The sequence below is a fragment of the Arthrobacter sp. GW460-12-1-14-TSB2 genome (genome assembly GCF_059423525.1).
The window spans coordinates 111,865-137,507 of record NZ_JBWKYC010000007.1; the positions used below are offsets into that span (position 1 = coordinate 111,865).

The following is a 25,643-nucleotide window of genomic DNA, read 5'->3' on the forward strand; positions in this document are numbered from 1 at the left end:
GCACTATGACCCAAACCGCCCTTCCCGGCCTTGTTACGCCGCCGAAACTGCCCAAGGACACCCTGCGGATCGTTCCGCTCGGCGGCCTGGGGGAGATCGGCCGCAACATGACCGTCTTCGAAATCGACGGCAAGCTGCTGATCGTCGACTGCGGCGTCCTCTTCCCGGAGGAAACCCAGCCCGGCGTCGACCTGATCCTGCCCGATTTCTCCTACATAGAGAACCGCCTCAATGACATCGTGGCCGTCGTCCTGACCCACGGCCACGAGGACCACATTGGCGCCGTTCCCTACCTGCTGCGCCTGCGCGCCGACATTCCGCTGATTGGCTCCCAGCTGACGCTGGCTCTCATCGAAGCGAAGCTGCAGGAACACCGGATCAAGCCGGTCACCCAGATCGTCACCGAGGGACAGGTGCAGAAGTTCGGCCCCTTCGAATGTGAATTCGTGGCCGTCAACCACTCGATCCCTGACGCCCTTGCCGTGTTCCTCCGAACCTCCGGCGGCACCGTGCTGCACACCGGCGACTTCAAGATGGACCAGCTGCCGCTGGATGGCCGCATCACCGACCTCCGCCACTTCGCCAAGCTGGGCGAAGAAGGCGTGGACCTCTTCATGTCGGACTCCACAAATGCCGACGTGCCGGGCTTCACCACCGCCGAGAAGGAAATCGGCCCCACCCTGGACCGCCTGTTCGGCCAGGCTTCCAAGCGCCTGATCGTCGCCTCCTTCTCCTCGCACGTGCACCGGGTCCAGCAGGTCCTCGACGCCGCAGCCAACCACAACCGCAAGGTTGCCTTCGTCGGCCGCTCGATGGTCCGCAACATGGCCATCGCCGAGAAGCTTGGCTACCTCGACGTGCCGCCGGGCATTCTGGTCGACATCAAGAACATCGACAACCTGCCGGACAACCGCGTGGTGCTGATGTCCACCGGGTCCCAGGGCGAGCCGATGGCGGCCCTGTCCCGCATGGCCAACGGTGACCACCGCGTCGTCGTCGGCCAAGGCGACACCGTGATCCTCGCCTCAAGCCTGATCCCGGGCAACGAGAACGCCGTCTTCCGGATCATCAACGGCCTGCTCAAGCTGGGCGCCGATGTCATCCACAAGGGCAACGCCAAGGTCCACGTCTCCGGCCACGCCGCTGCCGGGGAACTGCTGTACTGCTACAACATCCTCGAACCGCTGAACGCCATGCCGGTGCACGGCGAGACGCGGCACCTGATTGCCAACGGCAAGATCGCCCTCGAGTCCGGCGTGCCGGACGAAAGCATCCTGCTGGCGGACAACGGCACCGTCATCGACCTCCGGGACCACCAGGCCGACGTCGTAGGCCAGGTCGAAGTGGGCTTCGTCTACGTTGACGGCTCCAGCGTCGGCGAAGTCACCGAAGCTGACCTGAAGGACCGTCAGACCCTCGGCGATGAAGGCTTCATCTCCATCATTACCGTGATCCACCGCGCCACCGGCAAGGTGGTCTCGGGACCGGAAATCCACGCCCGCGGCGTTGCTGAGGATGATTCCGTCTTTGACGAAATCATTCCCAAGATCAATGCTGCGCTGGAAGAGGCCGTGCTCAACCACACGGACCACACCACGCACCAGCTCCAGCAGGTTGTCCGCCGCGTTGTCGGCACCTGGGTCAACCGCAAGCTTCGCCGCAAGCCCATGATCATTCCGGTGGTGCTTGAGGCGTAAGGGCCCGGGACTGTTCGACGGGGCCCTCCCCGCAGGAAAGTGAGCCTTCGGGCCGCCGCCTGCAGGGGAGGGCCTCGTCGCTTAAGCCGGTTCGGTCCAGCCCGGAGACGCCTTGCTGCCGCCCTCCGCTCCGCAACATGCATCCCGGAACGCCCCGGAAATCCGCGGTTTTTGGCCCGGCTTCGGGTACCGTGGCGAGTATGGCGACACGTACCTCTTCCGCGCCTAGAGGCAACTCAAGCGGCAAATCAGGCAGCTCAGCGGGCAGGGGCTCCGGCTCCGCTGCGTCCAAAACCAGCCGGACCGGAGGATCGTCGGGCACGGCACGCACCCGCCAGATGGCAGCCGTCGAACCCCGTCAGCCGTGGCTCGTGCGCGTTGCCGCAGGTGCCTGGCTCGGCATCGGGCACGTCGTCGGCGGCGGCGTCCGGAGGATCGGCCACGACGTCAGCGACCTCGCCCCCGAGGACCGCCGGGACGGAGCGGCCCTCTTTAACCTTGCCCTGGGCGTGTTCGTTGCGACCTTCGCCTGGTGGGGCTTCAAGGGATGGTTTCCGGACGCCGTGTTTGCGATCGTCAACGGCACGTTCGGCTGGATGTCCCTGCTGCTGCCGCTCATGCTTTTCGTCTGCGCCTTCCGGTTGTTCCGCCAGCCTTCGGACGGGCGCGGCAACAACAGGATCGGCATCGGCTTCCTCATCATGACCTTCGCCGGCTGCGGCCTGGCCCACGTCATTGGCGGCCAGCCCACCGTCACGGACGGCTTCGACGGCCTGCGCCGGGCCGGCGGCATGCTCGGTTTCCTGGCCGCCTCGCCGCTGGCAGCCTTGCACACGGCCGTGCCGGTGGCCGTCTACAGCCTGCTCGCCTTCACGTCCCTCCTGATTGTGACCGCCACCCCGTTCGGCGCGATTCCCCGCCGGATCAAGGGGGCCTATGAGCATTTGATGGGCATCGACCTGCAGGAACCCGGCGAGGACCACGACCGCAGCTACCTCTACGAAAACGCGGGCCAGGCAGCGCCGAAGAAGAAGCGGCGCAGCCGGCTGTTCGGCAAGGACCCCGAGACTGACCCGCGCCTCGAAGGGTATGTGGGCGACGAGGCCTTCGAACATGCCGTCATTGACGACGACGAAGCGGCCGACAGCGCCAGCGGCGCCAAGTCAGGCGGCAAGGGTCCCCGCCCGGCACCCGGCGTGCGCCGGCCCACGCAGGCTGAAATCGCCGTCGAAAAGATCAAGGCTGCCCAGGGGCTGGGCACCAAGGATGCATACGGCGAGCATGCCACCGAAGCCATCCCGCTCGTCACCCCGGGCATGGTCGCCGCCGGGTCCCTCAATCCCGCCGCACCGGCCGGCGCCGCGGCCGTTGCCGCCGCCGCGCAGGTCCCCTCGCGCCCTGTCGCCCCCGCGCCCCTGCCAACGCCGATCCCGCAGCGTACGGAGCAGCTCTCGCTGGCCGGCGACGTCACCTACACCCTGCCGTCGTCGGACGTGCTGACTCCGGGCTCCATCCCCAAGGAGCGCACCGAGGCCAACGATGCCATCGTGGCGTCGCTGACCGAAACGCTCAACCAGTTCAATGTGGACGCACAGGTCACGGGCTTCAGCCGAGGCCCAACCGTCACGCGTTACGAAATTGAGCTTTCCCCGGGCACCAAGGTGGAGCGCGTCACCGCGCTGTCCAAGAACATCTCCTACGCCGTCGCCTCCAGCGACGTCCGCATCCTTAGCCCCATCCCAGGCAAGTCCGCCATCGGCATCGAAATTCCCAACACGGACCGCGAGACGGTCTCCCTTGGCGATGTACTGCGCAGCCAGAATGCCCGCCGGACCGACCACCCCATGGTGATGGGCGTGGGCAAGGACGTCGAGGGCGGCTACGTCGTGGCGAACCTCGCCAAGATGCCCCACCTGCTCGTTGCCGGTGCCACCGGTGCCGGTAAGTCGTCGTTCGTGAACTCCATGATCACGTCCATCCTGATGCGTGCCACCCCGGACGAGGTCCGAATGGTCATGGTGGACCCCAAGCGCGTGGAACTCACGGCGTACGAAGGCGTGCCGCACCTGATCACGCCAATCATCACCAACCCGAAGAAGGCAGCGGAGGCGCTGCAGTGGGTTGTCCGCGAGATGGATGCCCGCTACGACGACCTCGCCAATTACGGCTTCAAGCACATCGACGACTTCAACAAGGCCGTCCGTGCCGGGAAGGTGCACCCGCCGGTCGACTCCAAGCGCGTCATCCGTCCCTACCCGTACCTGCTGGTGATCGTGGACGAGCTTGCCGACCTCATGATGGTGGCCCCGCGCGACGTCGAAGATTCCATCGTCCGCATCACCCAGCTGGCCCGTGCGGCAGGCATCCACCTGGTCCTGGCCACCCAGCGGCCCTCCGTGGACGTCGTCACCGGCCTGATTAAGGCCAACGTGCCGTCCCGGATGGCGTTCGCCACCTCCTCCGTCACCGACTCCCGCGTGGTGCTGGACCAGCCCGGCGCGGAAAAACTCATCGGCCAGGGTGACGCGCTCTTCCTGCCGATGGGCGCCTCCAAGGCCATGCGTGTGCAGGGTGCCTGGGTCACGGAATCGGAAATCCACAAGGTCGTGGAGCACGTCAAGGGCCAGCTCAAGGCTGTCTACCGCGACGACGTCGCTCCCGAGGCGCAGAAAAAGCAGATCGACGACGACATCGGAGACGACCTCGAGGTGCTGCTGCAGGCCACCGAACTTGTTGTCACCACCCAGTTCGGCTCCACTTCCATGCTGCAGCGCAAGCTGCGCGTCGGGTTCGCCAAGGCCGGCCGCCTGATGGACCTGCTCGAATCCAGGGGAGTGGTTGGCCCCTCGGAAGGCTCCAAGGCCCGCGACGTCCTGGTTAAACCGGACGACCTCGCCGCCGTTCTCGCCGCCATGAAGGGCCAGGACGGGCCGGTCGCCGCCGATTCGCAGACGGCCGCGCTGAGCGACAACGCCAACGCCAACATCGCCCAGGGAGGCTACGCCGAGGACCTCGTGGCGGCTGACCTGGACAACCGCACCCAGAAAGTTGAGTACTACGACGGCGCCGACAGCAACTCCGGTGACGACGAAGACGGCTCCGAGGACGCCTGGTCGCTCACCGGACGGTAGCCTAGGAGGGTGACTAGCACTGAAGCCAACAGCTCAGGCTCCGCCTCCGGGATCTGGAACCTTCCGAACATCCTGACGATGCTTCGGATTGTCCTGGTGCCGTTCTTCGTGTGGTTCCTCATCGCGGACGCGCCCGGGCTCGACAGCCAGGACGGCCTCTGGCGCTGGGCCGCGGCCCTGACGTTCGCGGTTGCCATTTACACGGACAAGCTCGACGGCGACATCGCCCGCAGCAGGGGCCTGATCACCGATTTCGGCAAGATCGCCGATCCGATCGCGGACAAACTGCTCACCGGCTCCGCCCTGGTGATGCTCTCGCTGCTGAACGAGCTGCCGTGGTGGATCACCATCCTGATCCTCGCCCGCGAATGGGGGATCACGGCACTGCGGTTCTTCGTCATCCGGTACGGCGTCATCCCGGCGTCGCGGGGAGGCAAGCTGAAGACTGTGGTGCAGACCGTCGCGATCCTGCTGTACGTGGTCCCGCTCGCCTCACTGGCCCCGTGGCTGGGAGTGGTGGCTTTCCTGGTGATGCTGGCGGCCGTGGCCATCACCGTCTGGACAGGTGGCCAGTATGTTGTCGAAGCGCTCAAGCTGCGCGCGAACGGCCGGCGCGCAGCCAGCCAGCGCCTAAAAGGGGAGCTGCCATGAGTAACCTGCACCGCATCGCCGAACAAGCAGTCAACGGTGCCATTGGCCGCGGACTGACCGTGGCTACCGCCGAATCCCTGACTGCGGGCATGGTGGCGGCGGTCCTCGCCGATAGCCCCGGTGCCTCGGGCATGCTCCAGGGCGGCGTGGTTTCCTATCAGAACTCAGTCAAGTCGGACGTCCTTGGCGTACCCGCCGAACTGCTCGACGCCGTCGGATCAGTCGACGGTGACGTCGCGAAGGCGATGGCGGCAGGGGCCCGACGGGTCTGCGGAGCGGACATCGGAGTGTCCACCACGGGTGTCGCCGGACCGGAACCGCATGGCGGCAAGGACGTGGGGACAGTGTTCGTCGGCGTCGCCACGGCGGACGGCGCAACGTCGTTCGGCTACGTGTTTGAAGGCAACCGCGCGGATATCCGCGGCCAGGCGTGCGCGGCCGCTTTGGAGCGGCTGCTTGAAGCCCTATCTTCCGAGGCTTACCCGGCGTAAAGTTGCCGGGAACAAAATTTGATTCCTAATAGTTGTTACATTGTGTCGCTTCCGAATATGGGAGGCGCCTAGGATGAGTAAATAATTATGGTTCGCCTGATGAGGGCGGACCTGACGTACGAGGGAGCAAGGCGATACAGATGGTAAAGCAGCCCGTATCCGTAAACGGCGTTGTCCGCTGGAAGGATGTGGGCCTCGCCGATCAGGCAAAGAGCGAACAGAAGGAGCGCAAGATGGTAGTACTTCGTCACGAAATCGGTGATGTTCTGCGCGACGTTCGCCAGCGTCAGGGCCGAACCCTCCGCGAAGTGTCACACAGTGCCCGGGTATCCCTGGGTTACCTCAGTGAAGTGGAGCGCGGCCAGAAGGAAGCCTCTTCGGAGTTGCTGTCTTCGATCTGCTCGGCCCTGGACGTCCCGTTGTCCAGCATGCTCCGCGAAGTCAGCGACCGCGTTGCCGTTGCTGAAGGCGTTGCTGTTCCGGACACCGTCCCGCAGGAATTCTCGCAGCGCTACGGCCGCGATCTTGACCGCGAACTCAATACCGACCTCTCTGACGAACTGGCCAAGGGACTGCTCTCGGGCGCCCGCTGACCGGCACACGTCAGAACCTAGTCTCTGCGCTTGACACGAAGGGCCTCCGGCTAAGCCGGGGGCCCTTCGTTGTCTACTTCGCCTCGTCCTTCGGGAAGCCGTCCCGCTCATACGTCGCGTTGAGCTTTGCCATGTAGGCGGCGAGGGTCTGCAGGTCCTCCACGGGCCATTCCCCCAGCCGCTCACGGAAAACTTCGCGCCGGGCATCCTGGACCTGGTGCATCTTCTCCTCGCCCTTGGGCGTCAGCCGGATGGTCTGGGCACGGCCGTCGAGCGGGTCCGCTTCCTTGGACACGAGGCCGATGCTCTCGAGGAATGCGATCTGCCGGCTGACGGAGGGCTTGCCCACTCCGATGCATGAAGCGAGTTCCGTGAGCCTAATGGGGCCTTCCCTGCGGATGACGGTGAGGAGGCCATAGGCTGCCGGCTCCATGTCCGGGTGGACCTGCCGGGAAAGTTGCTGGGAGATGGAGCGTCCGCGGCGCCAGAACAGGCTGATCTGGTGCTCCACGGTCCGCAGGGCCGCGTCGACGCTGTCTTCGGTGGCCCCGGAAGCATCGGGTTCCACAGCTGGGTTGCTCATGGCAACCATTCTATTGGCCGCAGGCGTGAGAGACTTTATCGGTGCGAATCAGCGACTTTTGGCGGCTAATGGACGATGAGTTCGGCGCGGGGTACTCCCGGGTCCTCAGCAGCTCGCTGGTGCTGGCAGGTGTCGGCAGCCGGACGGCGGACCAGGCGTTGGCGGCGGGAGTCCCGCCTCGGCAGGTCTGGCTCGCGATCTGCGACGTGCAGGACGTCCCTGCTGATCGGCGGCTCGGCCGGGACATCAAGCCGTCCCGGAACTGATCCGCGGCGCTGCCTGAGGCTGGATGGCTCCGCCCTGACACGCCGCGCAATTGTTCGAATATCTGTTCGGGTCGGGCTATGCTTTTTGCAGAGCGTTTTCCACATACGCAATGTCATCCGGCAGGAATGTCGGTGGGTGCCGTTAGCGTCGGTGATGACAGATAAAGGGCCGCTCAGGCCACTCCACAGCGAGAAAACTAGAGGTGTGAACCATGGCGGCAGCCCCGGATCGTCAGAAGGCGCTCGATGCAGCGCTTGCCCAGATCGACAAGCAGTTCGGTAAAGGCTCCGTCATGCGGCTGGGCGACGAAGTGCGTGCGCCCATTGAAGTAATCCCCACCGGCTCCATTGCCTTGGACGTTGCCCTGGGAATTGGCGGCCTGCCGCGCGGCCGCGTTGTGGAAATCTACGGCCCGGAATCGTCGGGTAAGACCACCGTGGCCCTGCATGCCGTGGCGAATGCCCAGCGCCTGGGCGGTATCGCTGCGTTCATCGACGCCGAGCACGCCCTGGACCCGGAATACGCCGCCAAGCTGGGTGTCGATACCGACGCGCTGCTGGTATCCCAACCGGACACCGGCGAGCAGGCCCTGGAAATCATGGACATGCTGATTGGCTCAGGGTCCCTCGACGTGATCGTCATTGACTCCGTGGCCGCCCTTGTGCCCCGCGCGGAAATTGAAGGCGACATGGGCGACAGCCACGTCGGCCTGCAGGCCCGCCTGATGAGCCAGGCGCTGCGTAAGATCACCGGACGTTTGAGCCAGACCAAGACCACCGCCATCTTCATTAACCAGCTGCGTGAGAAGATCGGCGTCTTCTTCGGCTCGCCGGAAACCACCACCGGTGGTAAGGCACTGAAGTTCTACGCTTCAATCCGCATCGACGTCCGCCGCATCCAGACGCTGAAGGAAGGCGCTGATTCGGTGGGCAACCGCACCAAGGCGAAAATCGTCAAGAACAAGATGGCCCCGCCCTTCAAAATCGCCGAATTCGACATCATCTACGGCCAGGGGATCTCCCGCGAGGGCGGCATCATCGACATGGGCGTGGAACACGGCCTGATCAAGAAGTCCGGTTCCTGGTTCACCTACGACGGTGACCAGCTGGGCCAGGGCATGGAGAACTCGCGACGCTTCCTACGCGACAACCCGGAGCTTGCGGCGGAGCTGGAGCGCCTCATCAAGGAGAAGCTGGGCGTCGGCGTCAAACCCGCCGAGGCTGAAAAGGAAGCGTCTCCGAAGCTCAAGGCCGTTGACGGTTTCTAGGGGAACCCGGCGGAGCGGGCCAGGATTCCGATCCCGGAAACCTGGCCCGGCCGGCTTCGGCGACGCGGGACCGGACGGGGCTTTGGCCGCGGAGCACGGGTTCGCGCCGGAGCTGGAAGCGGACCACGATGCTGAGCCTGATCCGGCCTCCGTGGCGCGGGCCATCGTGCTGCGGCAGCTGACCACCTCGCCGAAAAGCAGGTTGCAGCTGGCCCGCAAGCTGGCCGAGCGCAATGTTCCGGAGGACGTGGCCGAGGCCGTACTGGACAGGTTCGAGGAAGTCCGGCTCGTGGATGACGCCGAGTTTGCGGACATGTGGGTCCGGAGCAGGTCCCAGACCCGGAAGCTCGCCAAGGGCGCGTTGCGACGCGAGCTTGCGGACAAGGGTATTGAGGCCGACATTGCGGCCCGGGCCCTGGAGCAGCTCAGCGACGAAGCGGAGGAATCTGCCGCCCGTGAGCTCGTCCAACGCAAGCTCAAAGGCGCTGCAGACCTCACGGACCGCGCCGAGCGGGACAAAGTCACGCGCCGGCTCGCGTCGATGCTGGCCCGGAAGGGATACCAGCCGTCGCAGGCCTTCCGGATCGTGGGGGAGGTCCTCGACGCCGCAGCCGGTGAGCGTGCGGAAACGGAATTCCTATGAACCGGTACCCTTAACAGGTGAGTTTGACCATTCCCTCCCCAGCGTCCGGCACCAGCACTTCCGCCAGCAGCGAGGCAGCACCCGCGGCTGCCCAGCCGCGCACCTATCAAGTGCGCACTTTCGGCTGCCAAATGAACGTGCACGACTCCGAGCGCATGGCCGGAATGCTCGAAGGCGCCGGCTACGTGCCCGCGTCGGGTGAGCATGCGGATGTGGTGGTGTTCAACACCTGCGCCGTCCGTGAAAACGCCGACAACAAGCTTTATGGCAACCTGGGGATGCTCGCGCCGGTCAAGGCGGCCAACCCCGGCATGCAGATCGCGGTGGGCGGCTGCCTGGCCCAGAAGGACCGCGAAACTATCCTGAAGAAGGCCCCCTGGGTAGACGCGGTCTTCGGTACCCACAACGTTGGCGCACTGCCCGCGCTGTTGGACCGCGCCCGGCACAACAATGAAGCGCAGCTCGAGATCCTGGAATCACTCGACGTTTTCCCCTCCACCCTCCCCACCAAGCGGGACTCCGTGTACTCGGGCTGGGTGTCGATTTCGGTGGGCTGCAACAACACGTGCACCTTCTGCATCGTTCCTGCCCTGCGCGGCAAGGAGAAGGACCGCCGCCCGGGCGACATCCTCGCCGAGATTCAGGCGCTGGTGGATGACGGTGCCATCGAAGTGACGCTCCTGGGCCAGAACGTCAACTCCTACGGGGTGGAATTCGGTGACCGTCAGGCATTCTCCAAACTGCTCCGTGCCTGCGGTGAAATCGAAGGCCTCGAACGGGTCCGGTTCACCAGCCCGCACCCGGCAGCCTTCACGGACGACGTCATTGACGCCATGGCTGAAACGGCCAACGTGATGCCGCAGCTGCACATGCCGCTGCAGTCCGGCTCCGACAAAGTCCTCAAGGACATGAAGCGCTCGTACCGCTCCACTAAGTTCCTCGGCATCCTGGAAAAGGTGCGGGAGCGGATTCCGCACGCGGCCATTTCCACCGACATCATCGTGGGCTTCCCCGGCGAAACCGAAGAAGACTTCCAAGCCACGCTTGACGTCGTCGAGAAATCACGGTTCGCCACGGCGTTCACCTTCCAGTACTCCAAACGCCCCGGCACTCCCGCGGCGGACTTGCCGGACCAGCCCCCGAAGGCAGTGGTGCAGGAGCGCTTTGAGCGCCTGACAGCGTTGCAGGACCGGATAGCGGCCGAGGAGAACGCCCGCCAGCTGGGCCGCCGGGTCGAGGTCATGGTCACGGCGCAGTCCGGCCGCAAGGCGGAGGAAACCCATCGCTTGTCGGGCCGGTCGCAGGACCAGCGCCTCGTGCACTTCTCGGTCCCGGAAGGTGCTGAGAAACCGCGCCCCGGCGACCTCGTGACGGTCACCATAACCGAAGCCGCGGCCTTCCACCTGGTCGCGGATCCGGCGTCGGCGGCGGACTACACCCTGCGCCGTTCGCGCGCGGGCGACGCCTGGGACAGGTCCCAGGCCGACTCCTGCGGCGTGCCGGTTCCCGGCAGCGGTTCCGGTGCGAACGGCGCCAAGAGCGGCGTGTCCCTCGGCATGCCGGCGGTCCCCGTCCGCCGCGGCTAGGCAATGGCCAATCCTCCAGCCGACGAGCACCACGAAGTGGACGCCCGCCCAGCAGCGATCGCCGATGCTGACCTACCCTCGGCGGCGGACCGCAATACCGGTAACCCCCGTCCTCCCGTAATCGCTGTGGTTGGCCCCACCGGGTCCGGCAAATCTGACCTCGCCGTTGCGCTGGCACTGGCCCTCGACGGCGAAGTCATCAACGCGGACGCCATGCAGTTCTACCGCGGCATGGACATCGGCACTGCCAAGATCACGGCCGTGGAGCGCAAGGGAGTTCCGCACCATCTCCTGGACACCCTCGACGTCACCGAAGAAGCCAGCGTTTCGGACTTCCAGCGCGAGGCGCGGGCCGCCATCGCAGAGATCCACGGCCGCGGCAAGCGGGCCATCCTGGTGGGCGGTTCGGGCCTCTACGTCCGGGCCGCACTCGACGTGCTCGAATTTCCCGGTACGGATCCGGCTATCCGCGGCCGCCTGGAAGCAGAGCTGGCGGACACCGGTCTGGCCCCGCTGCGCACCCGACTGGAAGCGGTCGACCCGGTTTCAGCCGGCCGTCTGGGCGACGCCCGCAGGGTGGTCCGGGCCTTGGAGGTCTTCGAACTGACAGGGCGCCCTTTCAGCTCCTTTATGCCCGTTCGGGAGTACTTCCAGCCGGCGGTACAGATCGGACTCGAAGTGGACCGTGAGCTCCTGAAGGACAGGCTGGCCCAGCGCGTCCACGTCATGGTTGCAGGCGGACTCCAGGCCGAGGTGCAGCGGCTGGACGCTGCAGGGCTCCGAAACGGCAAGACGGCGTCCCGTGCCCTGGGCTATGCCCAGTTCCTGAAAGTCCTCGACGGCGAATGGGATGCCGGCCAGGCCACGGACGACACCATCACGGCCACGCGGAAATTCGCCCGGCGGCAACTCACGTGGTTCAGGGCGGATCCGCGCATCAACTGGCTTGACTGGCAAGACCCGGACCTGGTGGCCAAGGCCGTGGCCATGTCGCTCAAGACGCCCACCCTGAACCGGTAACCTTGATCCATGGACGAAACCCTTGCACCCGCCCCTGACCGCACTCTCCAGGGGCTGAGCGGCCTGGCCTTCTCCAAGGGCCATGGCACCGGCAACGATTTCGTGCTCGTTGCCGACCCCGAGGGTACCTGGCCGATTGCGCCCGAACAGGTCGCGGAACTCTGCGACCGCCACCGCGGCATCGGCGGTGACGGCCTGATCCGGGCCGTGCCTTCGCGATTCCTCCCGGAGGGGCGCGAGCTGCAGGCAGTCCACCCGGATGCCGAATGGTTCATGGACTACCGCAATGGTGACGGATCCCTGTCGGAAATGTGCGGCAACGGCGTCCGCGTGTTTGTCCACTTCCTCATCGCCGAAGGCCTTGTCCGGCTCGGCACCGGCGATGCCCTGACCATCGGCACGCGCGGAGGCGTCAAGACAGTGGTGCGGACCGATAACGGCTACGCCGTGGACATGGGGCCGTGGGAATTCATCTTCCCGGGCGAGGCCACGGCACGTGCCATGGACTCGCTGGTGACCGCGGACGGCCTGGAAGTACCGCGCCCGGCGCTGTCCGTCAGCATGGGGAACCCGCATACTGTGGTGGCCCTGGCCGAACTCAGCGAACTTGAGGCAACACAGCTCTTCAAGGCACCGCACGTTGATCCGAAGCCGGCGAACGGCACCAACGTCGAGTTTGTCGTCCCTTCCGAGCCGCTGGTCCACGACGGCGTCGGCACAGTCACCATGCGCGTCCACGAGCGCGGCGTGGGGGAGACCCAGTCCTGCGGTACCGGCGCCTGCGCAGCAGCTGTCGCCATCCGTCACTGGGCCGGGCAGGGCGCTCCGGACGCCTGGAATGTGAACGTGCCCGGCGGCGTCGTCGGCGTTAAATTCTTTGCGGGGCCGGAAGGCCACGAACATGTGGAACTTAGCGGTCCCGCCGTGATCGTGGCTAGCGGGACGCTTTCCTGACCCGAAGGATCCTGAAGGACTTCGAGGTGCTTTCCCGGGTGACGGTGAAGCTGCTGTCCAGTTCAGCGGCCAGCCAGCGCTGAAGCGAGTCGGAACCAAGGTTCTTCTGGACCACCAGCCAGGCGGATCCGCCTGCGGCCAGCCGCGGCAGCCACAGCAGCAGCAGGGAGTGAAGCTCGTCCTTGCCGATCCGGATCGGGGGATTGGACCAGATCGTGTCGAACCGGAGGCCGGGATCGACGGCGTCGGGCAGGCTGGCGGTCACGTTGTTCAGTCCCAGCAGGCCGGCGTTCTCGTTGGTCAGGGCGACGCAGCGCTCGTTCACGTCCACGGCGAAGACCTGCGCGTGGGGTGCCCGCAGGGCCATGGTCAGTGCGATCGGACCCCAGCCGCAGCCGATGTCCAGCAGGTTGCCCTGGGGTGACGGGGCCGGCACATCGGCGAGTAGGACGGCAGTTCCCTTGTCAATGCCGTCGGGGCTGAAGATGCCGCTGGACGTCTGCAGCCTGCGCGTTTCACCGGCAAGTTCCACGGTTAGCGGTTTGCGGGTGAAGGGCCCGGCAGGCTGGGCGCTGAAATAGTGTGCAGACTCCATAACTCGCCAGATTAGTTGCCCGGCGCGCCGATGGGAAACGAGGAGGGGAACGGGGCACGGAAACCCGTCTGCTAATGTTTAATCCATGTTCTTGATCTTTGAGTAGCCGGCACGGGCACAGCCCGTCCCGCAGCGACGCAGGTATTCACCTTCCGCTCAGTGCGCCGTCAAGCCGTGATTGCCCGGCAGAACGTCCCGCCCGTACTACTTGGAGTCCAGCAATGCTGATCGTCTGACCATGCGCTCTTCTGAACAAGCGCACCCTCCGCAACGTCGCCAGCCTCGCACATCGTCGCCCCACATACCGTCCGTACCGCCGCCCGCTGCGCCGCAGCCGCCGGCACTCCAGGAGCCCGAATGACCAATAGTCGTCAGCCCAGCGCGAATACCGCCCCGCAGACAAACAATCAGCATTATTCTGAAGGTGTCGAATCTTCAAAGGAGAACATGACCAACCAGCCCAACACCGGATCAGATGCAGCCTCCCAGGACATGAGTCCTGAGGAAATCCAGGCCGTCATCGACCGGATTCTGTCCAAGGATGTCCCGGCACGTGCCGCCCACCCTGCATCGGAAAATTCGCGCGGAGTTTTGGGATCGGCGCAGGCGATATCCCGCCAGGACAGCGAACACAGCATCTTCGACGGTGACCAGCAGGACCTTGAGGAACGCCGGGCCCTGCGCCGTACGGCCGGCCTTTCCACCGAACTCGAAGACGTCACCGAAGTTGAATACCGGCAGTTGCGCCTCGAACGTGTTGTCCTCGCCGGCCTGTGGACAGAAGGCACGCTTGCGGACGCCGAGAATTCCCTCCGCGAACTTGCCGCCCTGGCGGAAACTGCGGGCTCGGAGGTTCTGGACGGCATTGTCCAGCGCCGTGCCAAGCCCGACCCCGGCACGTTCCTCGGCTCCGGCAAGGCCCAGGAGCTCAAGGACATCGTGATGTCCACCGGTGCGGACACCGTGGTGGTGGATGCCGAGCTGGCACCTTCACAGCGGCGCGGACTCGAGGACATCGTGAAGGTCAAGGTCATCGACCGCACGGCCCTGATCCTGGACATCTTCGCCCAGCACGCCAAGAGCCGTGAAGGCAAGGCCCAGGTGGAGCTGGCGCAGCTTGAATACCTGCTCCCGCGCCTGCGCGGCTGGGGCGAATCCATGTCCCGCCAGGCCGGCGGCCAGGTGGGCGGCGCAGGTGCCGGCATGGGTTCCCGTGGTCCCGGCGAAACCAAGATCGAACTGGACCGGCGCCGGATCCGCACCAGGATGGCGAAGCTGCGGCGTGAAATCGCAGCGATGAAGCCGGCACGGGAGACCAAGCGGGCCAACCGCCGTCGTAATTCCGTGCCGTCCGTAGCCATCGCAGGATACACAAACGCCGGAAAGTCCTCGCTCCTGAACCGGCTGACCGACGCCGGCGTCCTGGTGGAGAACGCCCTGTTCGCCACGCTGGATCCCACCGTCCGCAAGGCGGAAACGGCAGACGGCCTGGGCTACACCCTGGCCGATACCGTGGGCTTCGTCCGGTCCCTGCCGACCCAACTGGTGGAAGCCTTCCGTTCCACCCTGGAGGAAGTGGCCGATTCGGACCTCATCCTGCACGTGGTGGACGTCTCGCATCCCGATCCGGAAGGCCAGATCGCCGCGGTCCGGGCAGTGTTCAGCGAAGTGGACGCCCGCAAGGTGCCCGAGATCATCGTGCTGAACAAGGCCGACGCCGCGGATCCGTTCGTGGTGGAACGCCTGAAGCAGCGTGAACCCCGCCACGTGGTGGTGTCCGCGCGCACCGGGCAGGGCATCGCCGAACTCCTGAAGGCGATCAGCGAATCCATTCCGCGGCCCAGCGTCAAGATGGAACTGCTGATCCCGTACAACCGAGGTGACTTGATCAGCAAGCTCCACGAAACGGACGCCGAAATCCTTCGCCTGGACCATGAAGAGCAGGGCACACGCGCCCTGGTCATGGTGCGCGAAGGGCTCGCCGCTGAACTGGAATCCTTCATCAGCAATGTCTGATCCCGGGGCCGGAGAAACCAGCGGCTCCGCCGGCGAGCAGTTCGTCATTGAACTGCTCGACCGGGCGGTGTCCGGCATGGGCGGACAGAGCCGCGACGGCCAGCACGAGATGGCCCGGCAGGTGGCACGCGCTATAGACAGCGGCGACCACCTGCTGGTCCAGGCCGGAACCGGCACCGGAAAGTCCCTCGCGTACCTGATTCCGCTGATCGCCCATTCACAGGTCAGCGACAAACCCACCCTGGTGTCCACAGCTACCTTGGCCCTGCAGACCCAGATCGTGGGCAGGGATCTTCCGCGGCTGCTGGAAACCATCACTCCCGCCTTGGAGCGTCCCGTCAAGGTGGCCCTCGTCAAGGGCCGGGCCAACTACGTCTGCCGGCACAAGCTCGACGGCGGGTTCCCCTCCGAGGAGCCGTCAGAGGGCCAGCTCTTCTCACTGGGGGAGGACACCAGCGTCCCGCACTTCGCCGCCTCCCTGGGCGGTCCGGCGTCGCAGCTGGGCAAGGAAGTGGTCAGGCTCCGCGAATGGGCGGAGAAGACCGCCACGGGGGACCGGGACGAACTCATGCCCGGTGTGACGGACCGCGCCTGGCGGCAGGTGTCCGTCACGTCGATGGAATGCCTGGGAGCGCAGAAATGTCCCATGGCTGCCGAGTGCTTCAGTGAACTTGCCCGGCATGACGCAGCCGAGGCCGACGTTGTGGTCACCAACCACGCAATGCTGGCTGTCAGCGCCTTCGAGGGCCTGGCGGTGCTGCCGGAGTACGACGTCGTGGTGGTTGACGAGGCGCACGAGCTCCAGGACCGCGTGACGGGAGCAGTCTCCGGCCAGTTATCCGTGGCCATGGTCCATGCCGCCGCCTCGGGCGCCCGCAAAAACACCGGGATCACTGTTGACGCGCTCAACAACGCGGCCGCCAACCTTGAGCTGGCCATCGCCGGAGTCCCCAGCGGCCTGCTGCCCAACGGCCTCAATGATGAACAACTCGACTGTGTGGACCAGTTGCGGGAAGCCTGCCGCGCGGCCCTTTCCGACTCAAAGGGGGACAGCGCCAACACGGCCGACGGCGGTCGCCAGCTGGCGCGCTCACGCCTGATGGTCATCCTCGAGCTTTGCGAACGGCTGATTGCCGCACGGGAAAACCGCGAAGTGGTCTGGTTTTCGCGGAACAGCACCTTCGACCCGCAGCAGGGCTACTCGCAGCCGGACGATGCCGCGCCTGCCCTGATCAACATTGCACCGCTGAGTGTGGCTGGAAAGCTCCGAGACGGTCTCTTTGCCGGCCATACGGTGATCCTGACCTCTGCCACCCTCGCCATAGGATCGGCCTTCGAACCGGCCGCCGGCGGGCTCGGGCTCGTGGGACAAGGCGCACCCAGCTGGACCGGAGTGGACGTCGGATCCCCGTTTGACTATCCCAAGCAGGGAATCCTCTACGTCGCCAGCCATCTGCCGAAGCCCGGCCGCGGGACGTCGCCTGAAGCACTCGACGAGCTCGAGAAGCTGATCCGGGCCTCGGGCGGCGGGGCACTGTGCCTCTTTTCGTCGCGGCGGGCCGCCGAGGAAGCGGCAGAAGCCATGCGCCCGCGCCTGGATGTCAGCATCCTGTGCCAGGGCGAATCGACCATGACCGCGTTGGTGCGGCAGTTTGCAGACGAACCGGATACCTGCCTTTTCGGCACCATGTCCCTCTGGCAGGGCGTTGACGTTCCCGGCGGGTCATGCCGGCTGGTGGTCATCGACCGGATTCCGTTCCCGCGGCCGGATGATCCGCTGATGACGGCACGGTCCCGGGCCGTGGCCCAGGCAGGCGGCAACGGCTTTATGTCGGTTTCGGCCACGCACGCCGCGATCCGGCTTGCCCAGGGTGCCGGCCGTCTGATCCGCTCCACGGGCGACAAGGGTGTTGTGGCCGTCCTCGACTCCCGGCTGTCCACGGAACGCTACGGAGGCTTCCTCCGTGCTGCCCTGCCACCGTTCTGGCCCACTACAGATCCTGCGATCGCTGTGGCTGCGCTGAGCCGGCTGGCCAAGGCTCCGGCGGAGGCCGCTTCTGCCTGACGGGGCGGGGGCGCCTGACGGGGCTCGAGCCGGCGCCGGGTGACCGGCGGCGGCTACGGCGGGCTGCTAGAGCGAGCGAAGGACTGAGACGACCTTGCCCATGATGGTTGCGTGGTCGCCCAGGATGGGCTCGTACTGCGTGTTCTGCGGCAGCAACCAGGTGTGGCCGTCCCGCTGACGGAACGTTTTGACCGTGGCTTCATCATCGAGGAGGGCGGCAACGATGTCGCCGTTGGCGGCGTCGCTCTGCTGGCGCACCACAACCCAGTCACCGTCGCAGATCGCTGCGTCGATCATGGAATCGCCGGACACCTTCAGCATAAAAAGCTCACCGTGGCCCACCAGCTGCCGTGGCAGCGGCATGAGGTCCTCGACGACCTGGTCAGCCAGGATCGGCCCGCCGGCAGCGATCCGCCCGACAAGGGGGACCATGGCCGTATCCGTTGCCGTGGCAAGTTCGGAAACAGCCAATCCGCCTACTGTGCGCAGCTTGGCAGGCTTTTCCACTCCGGTGATTTTGGCTGTCCCCTCGTCCAGGGTCAGCGGCATCAGGACTTCCATGGCACGCGGCCGCTTGGGATCGCGGCGGAGGTAGCCCAGTTTCTCAAGCTGCGAGAGCTGGTGGGTGACGCTGGACAGGCTGGCCAGTCCCACGGTGTCGCCGATTTCACGCATGGACGGCGGGTAGCCGTTGTCGTTGACGGAGCGCTGGATCGTTTCCAGAATTTTCTTCTGACGTACTGTGAGGCCCTTCGGCTTCGGTGATGACTGCTGGCTCCGCTGCGTAGCCCTGCCGCCGGTGGCTTGTGCTGCCATGTTCGCCAACGCCTTTCCGTTCTCCCCGGCCTCCGTCGCTGCAGGTGCCGGGAACTTCCGGCCTGAAAATGTCAGACCCTGCTGATCAACTGCAGAAGTGGTTGTTCTGTAGCTCAAACGTAGGCCAGCCCCACAGGTTTTTCAAACATTTGTTCTAGTGAGTCTCGACAATGTTCGTTAATAAGTGCTAGAACAGAACCAGTAAAGTTCGAATATGTGTTCTAGTAGCGAAGTTCTTTCGGTTCTATGTTCGAAAACCGGAACGGGCGGACGTCAGTTTCAGGAACACAGCGGGCAGCACAGTCAGGTCCAGGAGGGCTCAGTTCATGTCAGTTACAAGCGCTTTTCACGGTTCGCGTCATGATGGTTCGGCCAAGCAGGGTTTGGGGCACCACAGCGCGGAATCTCCCATGCAGGGCTTCAACTGGGAGGAACGTCCGGCCGTTAGGACGGCGAAGGCCAGGTCCTCGCAGTCGCCCCTCCGACTGACCCGCCGCGGGCGCATCGTCCTCGTCGGGATTCCGCTGATCCTGCTGTCCGTGCTGCTGATCTCGCTCTCCGGCTTCCTGAACTCGCCGGCGAAGGCGGCGGATTCCGCGTCCGAGCTGTCCTTGACCCCCACCGTATCGGTGACGGTCCAGCCGGGGCAGTCCCTCTGGGAGATTGCCGGATCCGTGGCCCCCGAACGCGACCCCCGCGATGTCGTGGCCGACATCGTCCAGCTCAACAACCTCGACGGCGGCAGGGTCATGCCGGGCCAGCAGATCTTTGTCCCCTCAAACTAGGGCGCCAAAACCTGCTCCCGGCCGGGCGGCGGCGTCACAGTTTCGGCGGCCCGGCCACCCTCACTTAAACTGTTGAAGTGACTGACCAGCTAGAGCGACTGAACCGACTTCCCCTCCGGACCAACCTTCGGGGCCTGAGCCCGTACGGTGCGCCGCAGCTGGATGTTCCCATCCTGCTCAACGTCAACGAAAACACCCATGGCGTTCCGGCCGACGTCCTCGCCGCCATCTCCGAGGCTGTCACCGCTGCCGCAGCGGGACTGAACCGCTACCCGGACCGGGAATTCACCGAACTGCGTGAGCGCCTGGCGGAGTACCTTGGCCACGGCCTGGCCGCTGAGAACATCTGGGCCGCCAACGGGTCCAATGAAGTGCTGCAGCAGATCCTGCAGGCGTTTGGCGGGCCGGGGCGCACCGCCCTCGGGTTCCCGCCCACGTATTCCATGTACCCCCTGCTGGCCAGCGGCACCGATACGGGTTACATCGTTGGCCAGCGTGCGGACGACTATGGCCTCAGTGCGGAGTCGGCGGCCCGTCAGGTCCGGGAACTCCAGCCCAACATCGTTTTCCTGTGTTCACCGAACAACCCCACCGGCACGGGCCTGGGACTGGATGTGGTCGAAGCCGTCTATGCCGCGGGCGAGGCCAGCCAGACCGTCGTAATCGTCGACGAGGCGTACCACGAGTTTGCGCACGACGGCACGCCCAGCGCGCTCACCCTCCTGCCGGGCCGTGAGCGCCTGATCGTGTCCCGGACCATGAGCAAGGCCTTTGCCTTGGCCGGTGCAAGGCTTGGCTACATGGCGGCCGCACCCGAGGTGACGGACGCACTGCGGCTCGTTCGGCTGCCGTACCACCTGTCCGCCATCACTCAGGCGACCGGCCTGGCCGCCCTGACACACCGCGAAGCCCTCATGGCCGACGTCGAAGACATCAAGCGTCAGCGCGACCGGATCGTCACGGAGCTAACCCGGATGGGACTCAAGCCCGCCGCATCCGACTCGAACTACGTCTTCTTTGGCGGCCTCGAGGACCCCCGCGGAGTATGGCAGGGATTGCTCGACGCCGGCGTCCTGATCCGCGATGTCGGAATCCCCGGCCACCTGCGCGTCACGGCAGGCACTGAGACGGAAACCACAGCCTTCCTGGAAGCCCTGGAGCTGATCCTGACCGGGCAGCCCAGCGTCCCGGCCTAAACTGGAGTCAGACCCCGGTTCCCCAGGGAACCAGTTCCCAGACTTCCACCCCGACGGTATTTCTCCTTACATCCAAAGGACACAAACACATGAGCACCACCGGATCCATTGCTGCCGAGGCCCGGACCGCACGCATGGAGCGTTCCACGAGCGAATCGTCCGTGCTCGTCGAGATCAACCTTGATGGCACGGGCATCTCGGACATCAGCACCTCGGTTCCGTTCTACGACCACATGCTGACCGCATTGTGCAAGCACTCGCTCATCGACATGACCGTCAAGGCGACCGGTGACATCCACATCGACGTCCACCACACGGTGGAGGACGTCGCCATCACCTTTGGCGAGGTGCTTCGTACCGCCCTGGGCAACAAGGCCGGGATCCGCCGTTTCGGCGAAGCCACGGTTCCCCTGGACGAGGCCCTTGCCCACGCCGTGGTTGACGTCTCCGGACGTCCCTACCTGGTGCACGGCGGAGAGCCCGCCGGGCAGGAATACCACCTGATCGGCGGCCACTTCACCGGTTCGCTGACCCGCCACGTGTTCGAGGCGATCACCCTGCACGCCGGCATCTGCCTGCACATGAACGTCATCGCCGGCCGGGACCCCCACCACATTGTGGAAGCCCAGTTCAAAGCCTTCGCGCGTGCTCTGCGCGCCGCCGTGGAGCCGGACCCCCGCGTGGAGGGCATCCCCTCCACCAAGGGTGCGCTGTGACCGGCCCGGTCCTCCGGGACGGGGCAATCCTGGATCCTGCCGGAAGCGCGAAGCCGGCCTCACCCGAGGGCAAACCCACCGTTACAGTCCTGGACTACGGCTCCGGCAATGTCCGCTCAGCGGTCCGTGCGCTTGAGCGTGCGGGCGCCGAAGTCATCCTCAGCGCCAAGCCCGAGGACGTCCTGAATGCCGACGGACTGCTGGTTCCCGGCGTCGGAGCCTTCGAAACGGTCATGCGCGAGCTCAAGGCAGTGGACGCCATCCGGATGATCGGCCGGCGTGTTGCCGGCGGCCGTCCCGTCCTCGGCATCTGCGTGGGACTCCAGGTGCTTTTCGAGGCCGGCGTCGAGCACGGCACCGAAGCCGAAGGCATGGGGGAGTGGCCCGGCAAGGTGGAACTGCTTCCTGCCGAGGTTGTACCCCACATGGGCTGGAACACGGTTAAGGTTCCGGAAGGATCCCGGCTCTTCGAGGGCGTTGAGGACGAGCGCTTCTACTTCGTCCACTCCTACGGTGTGCAGCACTGGGACTTCGACGTCATCCAGCCCCGCATGGCTGCCCCGCTGGTCACCTGGTCCGAGCACGGCGCACCGTTCATCGCCGCCGTGGAGAACGGGCCGCTGTGCGCCACCCAGTTCCACCCGGAAAAGTCCGGCGACGCCGGAGCCCGGCTCCTCCGCAACTGGGTCAACAGCCTGCGCCCCGGCAAAGCGGCCGCCACAGCAGCCACTGCCGCCAGTACCGGACCGGCAGCCTAGATGTGGTCGATAGTCCTGACAGGCGTCGCCGGCCTGCTGGTTGGCGGGGCGCTGTCCTTCAGGCAGCAGCACAAGCCGCTCTGGACCCAGGTCGTTTTCTACGTTCTGGCCGGAATGTCGCTGCTGGCCGCGTACCTTCTTACCCTGCCGGCCAACTAGCCGCGCCCGCACCCTGCCTGCCCACCACAGCTTCACTACAACCTGAGGACCTGAAGATGACCACCGAAACGCCGCTGCCCGTCCTGGAACTGCTCCCCGCCGTCGACGTCGTCAACGGCCAGGCGGTCCGCCTGGTCCAGGGCGAGGCCGGCAGCGAGACGAGTTACGGCACGCCGCTGGAAGCTGCACTCAACTGGCAGCAGCAGGGGGCCGAGTGGGTACACCTGGTGGACCTGGATGCAGCCTTTGGCCGCGGCTCCAACGCCGAACTGCTCCGCGAAGTGGTGGGCCGGCTGGACATCAACGTTGAACTGTCCGGCGGCCTGCGCGACGACGAATCACTCGAGAAGGCCCTGGACCTGGGCGTCGCCCGGGTGAACCTGGGCACGGCGGCCCTTGAAAACCCGGAGTGGACTGCACGCGCCATCGACCGCTTTGGCGACAAGATCGCTGTCGGGCTCGACGTCCGCGGAACAACTTTGGCGGGCCGCGGCTGGACGAAGGAAGGCGGCGACCTGTGGGACGTGCTGGCACGGCTCGAAGAAGCCGGCTGCGCCCGCTACGTGGTCACGGACGTCACCAAGGACGGCACCCTGCAGGGCCCCAACGTTGAGCTGCTCCGCCAGATGGTGGAGAAGACCGGCAAGCCGGTGGTGGCCTCCGGCGGTATCTCCAGCCTGGAGGACCTCAAGGTGCTGCGCTCCCTCGTGCCGCTGGGCGTTGAAGGTGCCATCGTCGGCAAGGCCCTGTACGCCGGTGCCTTCACGCTGCCGGAAGCGCTTGACGTAGCAGGCCGCCGCTAACCCGGCAACCACTATGGATCAGCGACCTCCAGCGGAACAGCGACCCCCGGCACCCCGGCAGCTGCCCGGCCACATCGCCGCTGCGCTTGCCGGCTCAGGCGGGGCCACGGATTCCGCCGGCCAGCCCTGGGCCGGCCGCAGCCTCGCCGGCGAGGATGCGAAGATCCACAACTTCGAGGACGACGACGGCACGGCCGATGCCGGTTACCTCGCCGCGGTTGACGCCCTGCGCTCCGCTGCCGGCGACGAGGCTGCCGTGGTGGCATCCCTGGCCACTGCCCGGGTGTTTGTTCCGATCGTTGCCCGGCTGGCCGAAGAAAGCGACCACGGGACGCACGCCGACCCGCTTCACGGGGATAAGCAGGCGGACATGGCGCTCGTAACGCTGAAAGCACCGGACGGACGGACCGCCCTTCCCGTCTTCACGTCGGCAACGGCGTTGGAAGCGTGGCACCCGCAGGCCCGGCCCGTGGCTGTCTATGCCGCGAGGGCCGCACTGTCCGCGGTGGCCGAAGGCGCCGAACTCCTGGTGCTGGACCCGGGTTCCGAGTACACGTTCGTTGTCCGTCGGCCGGCCGTCTGGGCTCTCGCCCAGCAGCAGGAGTGGCTGCCGTCCTACGCAGACCCGGAGCTTGCACGCGCAATGGCGGAAGCAGCGGCAGGCTATCCGCCAGTAAGGCGCGTGGAGCTCGAGCCGGGCGGCGGCGTCGCGTCGTCAACAGCCGGCGGTGCCGTTGTCCCCGGCGGCGGTCCGGGGCCGGAGCTTCGTGTCGTGCTGTACCTGGCCGACGGCCTGGATGCTGCCGGTGTCCAGGCAGTTGTGTCCGGACTCAATGCCGGGTGGTCCCGGAATGCGGTCTTCGCCGAGCGGGTTGACTCGATAGAGGTAAAGTTGCTGCGCGCAGCCGAGTAGCTGACGGTAGACGGGACACATCCTCGTCCTGTCGTCGGCAGGATGAAGGACATAGCCCGTGAATTTCGCTCTTTACAAGGAGCTCCTTGCAGTCAGGCCCATCAGGCTACTGCTGACCGTCGGAATGATAGCCCGCATACCGCATTCGGCGGCCGGGGTACTGCTGACCCTGCACATCGTCCTCACGCTGGGCGAGGGGTATGCCGCCGCCGGTGCCGCGGCAGCGGTAATGACCATTGGCATCGCCGTCGGGGCCCCTTGGCGCGGTCGCCGGGTGGATACCGTCGGTCTTCGCAAGGCGCTGATTCCCTCGGTCGTTTCCGAGACCGTCATCTGGTCCGTGGTGCCGCACGTCTCCTATGAGTGGCTGCTGGCGCTGGTGTTCGTCGGGGGACTCCTCACGCTGCCAATCTTCAGCGTGGTGCGCCAGTCGCTGGGCGTGCTGGCAAGCGGCGAGCAGCGGCGGACGGCCTTCGCGCTGGATGCGATCGCCACGGAGCTGGTCTTCATGCTCGGCCCTGCGGCCGGCGCCATTGTGGCTACCGCCGGTTACTCGGTTGCCGGACTGACGGTTGTGGGTGTGTGCACGTCCGTGGCCGGCCTGTTCCTGATGTGGTTCAACCCGCCCACGCGAAGCGCAGTGCCGGATGACGAGTACGAAACGGACCAGCAGGAAGGCGCGGAAGTGGCGGTCGTCGCGGCGGCTCCGGCACACCTGCAGGAGGCTGCTGCCGAACTTGCTCCGGTGGCGTCCAGTGAGCTCCGCCGCTTGGAGCTGCGTCACAGGGTGGCACACAACTTTGCCTGGTTCACCGCCGCGGTGGCAGCGGTCTTCGCTGTGGCCGCCGGGGCCGGAATGGTCCTCAGCGGCACTGACGTGGGAATTGTTGCCGCTTTGGAAACCGGCGGGCACCAGGCGGAGATTGGCCTGGTCTTTGTCTTCTGGTGCGCGGCTTCCGTGGTCGGCGGGCTCCTTTACGGCGCCATGCACCGGCCGGTTTCCCCGATTATCCTGTTGCTTGGCATGGCCGCCCTCACCATCCCGATGGGCTTCGCCCGGGACACGCTGACACTGTGCCTGCTTTCGCTGCTGCCCGGGCTGCTGTGCGCGCCGGTCCTTTCCTCTGCCTCGGAAAAAGTGGCCGAGCTCGTGGAGGAGCGCCGCCGCGGAGAGGCCATGGGCTGGTACGGATCTGCGCTGACTGCCGGGGTGGCCCTCGGCGCTCCGCTGGCCGGTGTTTTCATTGACGGAATCGGACCGTCCGCCGGTTTTGTCTCGGTGGGTGCGGCGGGCGTTGTCCTCTGCCTGTTCGGCCTGGTGCTGCTGCGCCATCGCCGCCGGCGCGGCCTGCTCACCTAGCGCGGGGCAGGAGCCCGCCTGACCCGGCGGAAGGATTGAGGCCACCGGTCAGATACGACAACGCGGATCTCTTACGACGGGACTCAACCGACGGGACTCAAACGACGACGGCGGCGGGCAGACCCGATTGGTCCGCACGCCGCCGTCGATATGCCGGTGAAAAGCCTAAATTAGCGCCTAGTTGACCGGGCCGGTGTACTTTTCCCCCGGGCCCTTCCCCGGGGCGTCAGGAATGATCGACTCTTCGCGGAAGGCCAGCTGCAGGGAGCGCAGTCCGTCGCGCAACGGACCGGCGTGCTGGGAACCAATTTCCGGCGCGGCAGCAGTCACGAGTCCGGCCAGCGCGGTGATCAGCTTGCGGGCCTCGTCCAGGTCCTTGAGCTCCTCGGCATTGTCCTCGGCGGCAAGGCCGAGCTTGACGGCCGACGCGCTCATCAGGTGCACAGCGGCGGTGGTGATGACCTCGATGGCGGGAACCTCGGAGATGTCCCGGATCTGCTGCGAGACCTGCTCCTGGCCGTCCCGCTGACCGGAGGCGGGCTCGAAAACGTGTGAATTACTGTCTGAAGTGCTCATAC

The 25,643-nt window shown here is 65.9% G+C and carries 25 protein-coding genes; 21 read left to right on the top strand and 4 right to left on the bottom strand.

The window, feature by feature from the left end; translation table 11 throughout:
- The first annotated feature begins 5 nt into the window (after nt 1–5).
- The 5 genes from AC07YR_RS11120 to AC07YR_RS11140 all read left to right on the top strand — a co-directional run bounded on the left by AC07YR_RS11120 (nt 6) and on the right by AC07YR_RS11140 (nt 6,563).
- Nucleotides 6–1,697 (top strand): ribonuclease J, encoded by a 1,692-nt coding sequence (locus AC07YR_RS11120; protein ID WP_055798363.1) that lies wholly within the window; start codon nt 6–8, stop codon nt 1,695–1,697.
- Between the two features lie 200 nt (nt 1,698–1,897).
- Nucleotides 1,898–4,828 carry an FtsK/SpoIIIE family DNA translocase gene (locus tag AC07YR_RS11125; RefSeq protein WP_494733968.1) on the top strand — a complete coding sequence of 977 codons (2,931 nt, stop codon included), beginning with the start codon at nt 1,898–1,900 and terminating at the stop codon, nt 4,826–4,828.
- A 9-nt stretch (nt 4,829–4,837) separates the two neighbouring features.
- Nucleotides 4,838–5,479, top strand: a complete 642-nt coding sequence (gene pgsA / locus AC07YR_RS11130; RefSeq protein ID WP_494733969.1) for a CDP-diacylglycerol--glycerol-3-phosphate 3-phosphatidyltransferase — start codon at nt 4,838–4,840, stop codon at nt 5,477–5,479.
- Nucleotides 5,476–5,970, top strand: coding sequence for a CinA family protein (locus AC07YR_RS11135; protein WP_494733970.1), 495 nt, complete (start codon nt 5,476–5,478; stop codon nt 5,968–5,970). The genes pgsA and AC07YR_RS11135 overlap by 4 nt, the downstream gene beginning before the upstream one ends.
- Nucleotides 5,971–6,110: 140 nt before the next feature.
- Nucleotides 6,111–6,563: a helix-turn-helix domain-containing protein gene (locus AC07YR_RS11140; RefSeq protein ID WP_055798349.1), complete on the top strand. Its 453-nt coding sequence runs from the start codon at nt 6,111–6,113 to the stop codon at nt 6,561–6,563.
- Between the two features lie 73 nt (nt 6,564–6,636).
- Here AC07YR_RS11140 and AC07YR_RS11145 read toward each other — a convergent pair whose 3' ends face one another.
- Nucleotides 6,637–7,146: a MarR family winged helix-turn-helix transcriptional regulator gene (locus tag AC07YR_RS11145; protein ID WP_494733971.1), complete on the bottom strand. Its 510-nt coding sequence runs from the start codon at nt 7,144–7,146 to the stop codon at nt 6,637–6,639.
- Nucleotides 7,147–7,187: 41 nt separating this feature from the next.
- On the opposite strand from AC07YR_RS11145, the gene AC07YR_RS11150 reads away from it, so the two are divergent.
- The 6 genes from AC07YR_RS11150 (at nt 7,188) to dapF (ending at nt 12,883) form a co-directional block, all read left to right on the top strand.
- On the top strand, nt 7,188–7,412 hold the full coding sequence (locus tag AC07YR_RS11150; protein WP_055798343.1) for a DUF3046 domain-containing protein: 225 nt from the start codon (nt 7,188–7,190) through the stop codon (nt 7,410–7,412).
- A gap of 212 nt (nt 7,413–7,624) precedes the next feature.
- A complete protein-coding gene (recA, locus tag AC07YR_RS11155) occupies nt 7,625–8,680 on the top strand; it encodes a recombinase RecA (RefSeq protein ID WP_055798340.1) in 1,056 nt (351 codons plus the stop codon).
- Between the two features lie 151 nt (nt 8,681–8,831).
- Entirely contained in the window at nt 8,832–9,323 is a 492-nt protein-coding gene (locus AC07YR_RS11160) for a regulatory protein RecX (RefSeq protein ID WP_494733991.1), read from the top strand.
- Nucleotides 9,324–9,340: 17 nt separating this feature from the next.
- The gene (gene miaB / locus AC07YR_RS11165; RefSeq protein WP_494733972.1) at nt 9,341–10,909 is read left to right on the top strand and encodes a tRNA (N6-isopentenyl adenosine(37)-C2)-methylthiotransferase MiaB; all 1,569 of its coding nucleotides are present in this window, start codon (nt 9,341–9,343) and stop codon (nt 10,907–10,909) included.
- Between the two features lie 3 nt (nt 10,910–10,912).
- Complete coding sequence (miaA, locus tag AC07YR_RS11170; protein WP_436057210.1) at nt 10,913–11,929, top strand: tRNA (adenosine(37)-N6)-dimethylallyltransferase MiaA; 1,017 nt, start codon at nt 10,913–10,915, stop codon at nt 11,927–11,929.
- A 9-nt stretch (nt 11,930–11,938) separates the two neighbouring features.
- On the top strand, nt 11,939–12,883 hold the full coding sequence (gene dapF / locus AC07YR_RS11175; RefSeq protein ID WP_055798337.1) for a diaminopimelate epimerase: 945 nt from the start codon (nt 11,939–11,941) through the stop codon (nt 12,881–12,883).
- Here dapF and AC07YR_RS11180 read toward each other — a convergent pair.
- Nucleotides 12,864–13,478 (bottom strand): class I SAM-dependent methyltransferase, encoded by a 615-nt coding sequence (locus AC07YR_RS11180; protein ID WP_436057211.1) that lies wholly within the window; start codon nt 13,476–13,478, stop codon nt 12,864–12,866. The genes dapF and AC07YR_RS11180 overlap by 20 nt on opposite strands.
- A gap of 447 nt (nt 13,479–13,925) precedes the next feature.
- Here AC07YR_RS11180 and hflX point away from each other — a divergent pair, with 447 nt between their 5' ends.
- Both hflX and AC07YR_RS11190 read left to right on the top strand, forming a co-directional pair.
- On the top strand, nt 13,926–15,494 hold the full coding sequence (hflX, locus tag AC07YR_RS11185) for a GTPase HflX (protein WP_055798333.1): 1,569 nt from the start codon (nt 13,926–13,928) through the stop codon (nt 15,492–15,494).
- Entirely contained in the window at nt 15,487–17,559 is a 2,073-nt protein-coding gene (locus AC07YR_RS11190) for an ATP-dependent DNA helicase (protein WP_494733973.1), read from the top strand. Before hflX ends, AC07YR_RS11190 begins: the two co-directional genes overlap by 8 nt.
- A 66-nt stretch (nt 17,560–17,625) precedes the next feature.
- On the opposite strand, the gene lexA is transcribed toward AC07YR_RS11190, so the two are convergent.
- A complete protein-coding gene (gene lexA, locus AC07YR_RS11195; RefSeq protein ID WP_055798725.1) occupies nt 17,626–18,375 on the bottom strand; it encodes a transcriptional repressor LexA in 750 nt (249 codons plus the stop codon).
- A gap of 410 nt (nt 18,376–18,785) precedes the next feature.
- Between lexA and AC07YR_RS11200 the strand changes: the two genes are divergently transcribed.
- From AC07YR_RS11200 to AC07YR_RS11235, 8 genes are all read left to right on the top strand, one after another.
- Complete coding sequence (locus tag AC07YR_RS11200; protein WP_494733992.1) at nt 18,786–19,160, top strand: LysM peptidoglycan-binding domain-containing protein; 375 nt, start codon at nt 18,786–18,788, stop codon at nt 19,158–19,160.
- Between the two features lie 77 nt (nt 19,161–19,237).
- Nucleotides 19,238–20,356, top strand: coding sequence for a histidinol-phosphate transaminase (locus AC07YR_RS11205; protein WP_055798325.1), 1,119 nt, complete (start codon nt 19,238–19,240; stop codon nt 20,354–20,356).
- A gap of 89 nt (nt 20,357–20,445) precedes the next feature.
- Nucleotides 20,446–21,072: an imidazoleglycerol-phosphate dehydratase HisB gene (hisB, locus tag AC07YR_RS11210; RefSeq protein ID WP_028271935.1), complete on the top strand. Its 627-nt coding sequence runs from the start codon at nt 20,446–20,448 to the stop codon at nt 21,070–21,072.
- Nucleotides 21,069–21,830, top strand: a complete 762-nt coding sequence (gene hisH, locus AC07YR_RS11215) for an imidazole glycerol phosphate synthase subunit HisH (protein ID WP_494733974.1) — start codon at nt 21,069–21,071, stop codon at nt 21,828–21,830. The genes hisB and hisH overlap by 4 nt, the downstream gene beginning before the upstream one ends.
- The gene (locus AC07YR_RS11220; protein WP_200939306.1) at nt 21,831–21,989 is read left to right on the top strand and encodes a CG2302 family histidine operon protein; all 159 of its coding nucleotides are present in this window, start codon (nt 21,831–21,833) and stop codon (nt 21,987–21,989) included.
- Nucleotides 21,990–22,045: 56 nt separating this feature from the next.
- Nucleotides 22,046–22,792: a bifunctional 1-(5-phosphoribosyl)-5-((5-phosphoribosylamino)methylideneamino)imidazole-4-carboxamide isomerase/phosphoribosylanthranilate isomerase PriA gene (gene priA / locus AC07YR_RS11225; RefSeq protein WP_055798320.1), complete on the top strand. Its 747-nt coding sequence runs from the start codon at nt 22,046–22,048 to the stop codon at nt 22,790–22,792.
- Between the two features lie 13 nt (nt 22,793–22,805).
- Nucleotides 22,806–23,705, top strand: a complete 900-nt coding sequence (locus tag AC07YR_RS11230; RefSeq protein WP_494733975.1) for an SseB family protein — start codon at nt 22,806–22,808, stop codon at nt 23,703–23,705.
- Nucleotides 23,706–23,763: 58 nt separating this feature from the next.
- Nucleotides 23,764–25,065, top strand: a complete 1,302-nt coding sequence (locus AC07YR_RS11235) for an MFS transporter (RefSeq protein WP_494733976.1) — start codon at nt 23,764–23,766, stop codon at nt 25,063–25,065.
- Between the two features lie 177 nt (nt 25,066–25,242).
- Here the strand turns inward: AC07YR_RS11235 and AC07YR_RS11240 are convergent, their stop codons facing one another.
- Nucleotides 25,243–25,641: a DUF1844 domain-containing protein gene (locus tag AC07YR_RS11240; RefSeq protein WP_055798310.1), complete on the bottom strand. Its 399-nt coding sequence runs from the start codon at nt 25,639–25,641 to the stop codon at nt 25,243–25,245.
- Nucleotides 25,642–25,643 lie beyond the last annotated feature (2 nt).